This window comes from Oleiphilus sp. HI0086 (assembly GCF_001635225.1).
In genome coordinates this window covers 1-3,903 of record NZ_LWFZ01000960.1, presented here as the reverse complement: position 1 = coordinate 3,903, position 3,903 = coordinate 1, and the positions used below count along the sequence as shown (strand labels likewise).

6 protein-coding genes are annotated in these 3,903 nt (G+C 45.6%); all 6 read left to right on the top strand.

Going from position 1 to position 3,903, the window contains the following annotated elements; all coding sequences use genetic code 11:
- Window positions 1–334 (top strand): ATP-binding cassette domain-containing protein (locus A3756_RS17200; RefSeq protein WP_156490558.1); only part of this gene is annotated, 334 nt, incomplete at its 5' end.
- Window positions 331–1,026 (top strand): heme exporter protein CcmB, encoded by a 696-nt coding sequence (gene ccmB, locus A3756_RS17195; protein ID WP_068510728.1) that lies wholly within the window; start codon window positions 331–333, stop codon window positions 1,024–1,026. The genes A3756_RS17200 and ccmB, both read left to right, overlap by 4 nt.
- 48 nt (window positions 1,027–1,074) lie before the next feature.
- Entirely contained in the window at window positions 1,075–1,824 is a 750-nt protein-coding gene (locus tag A3756_RS17190) for a heme ABC transporter permease (RefSeq protein ID WP_068510731.1), read from the top strand.
- A 48-nt stretch (window positions 1,825–1,872) separates the two neighbouring features.
- Window positions 1,873–2,076: a heme exporter protein CcmD gene (gene ccmD, locus A3756_RS17185; protein WP_068510734.1), complete on the top strand. Its 204-nt coding sequence runs from the start codon at window positions 1,873–1,875 to the stop codon at window positions 2,074–2,076.
- Window positions 2,077–2,136: 60 nt separating this feature from the next.
- Entirely contained in the window at window positions 2,137–2,613 is a 477-nt protein-coding gene (gene ccmE, locus A3756_RS17180) for a cytochrome c maturation protein CcmE (protein ID WP_068510737.1), read from the top strand.
- Window positions 2,614–3,903: heme lyase CcmF/NrfE family subunit (locus tag A3756_RS17175; RefSeq protein WP_156490557.1), on the top strand; the 1,290-nt coding region annotated here is incomplete at its 3' end.

Genomic DNA, 3,903 nt, shown 5'->3' with positions numbered 1-3,903 from the left:
GCGTTATCTACTTGGCTTGCGACAAACAGTTGTAGAACAACAGCTATGGAGCGCGCTCAGCTCAGTCGGCTTAGAAGGGTATGAACATGTTCTATGCCGCAATATGTCAGCAGGTCAGCAGCGTCGCGTAACTCTGGCGCAATTATATCTCTCTGAGGCAAAGATCTGGATTCTTGATGAGATCTTTACTGCCATCGATAAGCAAGGCGTTGCCCAGTTTGAAAATTTGTTGTTAGAAAAAGCAATTAGCGGTGTCACAATCATTCTTACAACACATCATCAGCTTTCTTTACCCGGACTTGAAATACTTCCCATTAAAGGAAGTGTAATATGAGCATGAACTCCAGTACCGGTTTGTGGCCCGTCGCCAAAGCTATTTTAACTAAAGAGTTTCTTACCGCATTTAGGCACAAGCAGGAACTGGCAAACCCACTAGTTTTTTTCGCTATTATTATTGTGTTATTTCCCTTAGGCGTAGACCCTTCACCCGACTTTCTAGGCACGGCATCTGTTGGTTTAGTTTGGGTTGCTGCCTTACTTTCTACAATGCTTTCCTTGGATCGCCTGTTCCAGGCCGACTACGACGACGGTTCACTCGAGCAGCTTGTACTAAGCTCACACCCTTTATATCTGCTGCTGCTAGTTAAAGCCTTTGTTCATTGGTTGCTAATTGCTCTGCCGCTTGTGGTCATGTCGCCGTTACTCGCTGTCATGTTGCATCTTGACCCTCAACACCTGCCAATACTCTTATTGACCTTGATCATGGGGACTCCTGTTATCACCTTAATTGGTGGCATTGGTGCTGCATTGACGGTAAGCTTGCGCTCTGGTGGTGTGCTGGTTTCTCTATTAGTCTTACCACTGACTATACCAGTGCTAATATTTGGTACCGGTACGGTACAGGCCAGTATTGACGGTTTACCAGTTGGCGGGCACCTCGCAATTATCGGTATCATGCTGGTGCTAGCGGTTACACTTTCGCCCTTTGCGTCTGCTGCCGCACTACGGATGAGTGTTTCAAACTAATGAAGCTCGAGTATTTTAATCAATCTATGCTAGTTAAGAAGTAACTCCATGAAATGGACATTTTTTCACAAGCTTGGTTCGCCGAAGTGGTTCTATGATATTTCGAAACAGTACTATCCCTGGTTTCTGATTGCAGCACTTGGCTTAATAACAGCAGGGGTTACATGGGGCCTGGCTTTTGCTCCACCTGATTATCAGCAAGGAAACAGCTTCCGAATTATTTACCTGCATGTGCCAAGCGCGATTCTCGCTCAATCTTGCTACATGATGATGGCTTCAGCTGCTCTAGTATCTCTTGTTTGGCGCATGAAAATTGCTGATATATTTATTTCTTCCGCTGCACCAATTGGTGCGGCATTTACCTTTTTAGCTTTATTCACTGGTGCGGTTTGGGGCAAGCCAACCTGGGGTACATGGTGGGTATGGGATGCACGGCTCACCGCCATGCTTATTTTGCTGTTTCTATACTTTGGTGTGATCTCGATTCAAACCGCTATTGAAGATGCAAATATGGCTGCAAGGGCATCTGCCATTACTGTGCTTGTTGGCGTCGTGAACATCCCGATTATTAAATACTCTGTTGAGTGGTGGAATACCCTGCATCAACCAGCAACCTTTAAATTAACCGAGAAACCAGCAATGGTGCCAGAAATGTGGATACCCTTATTAGTGATGGTCATCGGTATTTACTGCTTTTTCGCGGCACTTGTTATTATCAGAATGCAGAACCAAATATTGCTTCGAGAGCGAAAAACCAGATGGGTTCAGGACATCGTAAAGCAGTCCGGAGTTCGCTAGCGACATGTTTAGTTCAACAAAAATGGTTTTACTTGTTAGGAGGCGTCAGTGAGTTTTGACAGCTTTTCTGAGTTTTTAAATATGGGTGGGCATGGTTTATACGTGTGGCTATGTTACGGTATAGGCTTGCTAGTATTCCTTATCGCCTATGTTCAACCGCTAATGCAACGAAAGTCTATTCTTCGCGAGCTTTCTCAGAGATATCGACGCACGGAACTCAAGAATAAACAAACCGCACAGACTGAGCCTTAGCAGACGATTTGCTAACTATTTTACTAATCTTTCAGTATTGATTTCAGGTGGAAATAATTGATGCACCCTAAGCGCAAACAACGCCTTACACTTATTATTTTTCTTCTCGTTGGGTTTGGGACCGTGATTGGTCTGGCCATGTACGCTTTGACGGAAAATATAAATCTATTTTATAACCCAACACAAATCGCACAAGGAGAGGCCCCAAAGGGCGCTCGTATTCGTGCTGGAGGCATGGTTGTAGAGGGAAGCGTTAAACGTAGCGAAAATAGTTTGGCCACCACCTTCGCGCTAACCGATTATAAAGAAAACGTAGAGGTTTCTTATACAGGAATACTGCCAGACCTCTTTAGAGAAGGACAGGGGATTGTAGCGCTTGGCCGGCTCGATGAGAACAATGTTCTTATAGCCGATGAAGTTCTAGCCAAGCACGATGAGAACTATATGCCGCCCGAAGTTGCTGACGCTTTAGAAAAGTCTGGTGGCACCGCGCCAAAAGGCATTCATACTAAACCCGTCGAAGAAGGACAGCCGTAGATGTTTACACCAGAAATAGGGCATCTTGCACTAGTCATCGCTTTTTCACTAAGCGTTTTATTGGCTGTCGTTCCACTATGGGGAGCTGCTCGCAATAATGCATTGTGCGTCTATCTAGCCCGTCCAATAGCCTGGGGGCAGTTCGTTTTTATGGTACTCAGCTTCACTTGCCTGGGTATTGCGTTTGTCCAAGATAACTTTAGTGTTCAGTACGTAGCCAACCACTCCAATACACTGTTACCACTGCAATATAAGATAAGTGCAATTTGGGGTGGTCATGAAGGGTCTTTATTACTTTGGGCATTGATTCTTTCCGGCTGGATTGCGGCTGTTGTGTTATTTTCCAAGCAACTGCCTTCAGATATTCTCGCAAGAGTGTTATCGGTAATGGGGATGATAAGTATCGGTTTTTTATCCTTCATTATTTTGACGTCAAACCCTTTCGACCGTTACTTACCGGAGTTTCCAGCAGAGGGCGCTGATCTAAACCCTCTACTTCAAGACTTTGGACTGATCGTTCATCCGCCAATGCTCTATATGGGCTATGTCGGTTTTTCGGTTGTGTTTGCCTTTGCGATTGCCGCATTGATGAGCGGTCAACTAGATTCAGCTTGGGCTAGATGGTCACGCCCCTGGACTACAGTAGCCTGGGCGTTCCTCACCTTAGGTATTTCCCTGGGTAGCTGGTGGGCATATTATGAACTTGGCTGGGGTGGCTGGTGGTTCTGGGACCCAGTAGAAAACGCTTCCTTTATGCCATGGCTCGTGGGTACCGCTTTAATACACTCCCTGGCTGTAACCGAAAAACGCGGAGTATTTAAGAGCTGGACTGTATTACTCGCGATCTTTGCATTTTCGCTCAGTTTACTCGGGACCTTTCTTGTTCGCTCTGGGGTGCTAACATCTGTTCATGCGTTTGCATCGGACCCTGCTCGCGGTCAATTCGTTCTTGGCTTGCTCGGCATCACAATGGTTTGCTCTCTAACACTTTATGCGCTCAAGGTTCCCGAGGTTCGCAGCAAAGCTCAATTTAGCATGCTATCTAGGGAAACCTTTTTGCTGGTAAACAATCTATTACTGGTCGTTGCATGGGTCACAGTTATGATGGGTACACTCTATCCATTAGTATTAGATTTTATCGGCGCAGGCAAACTATCAATTGGGCCTCCTTACTTTAACGCCGTTTTTGCACCGCTGATGTCCATTTTAGCGATCGTGATGGGTTTTGGTGTTGTCGGGCGTTGGAAAAACACTGAGCTTTCACTTTTGATTAAGCAACTACGCTGGGTT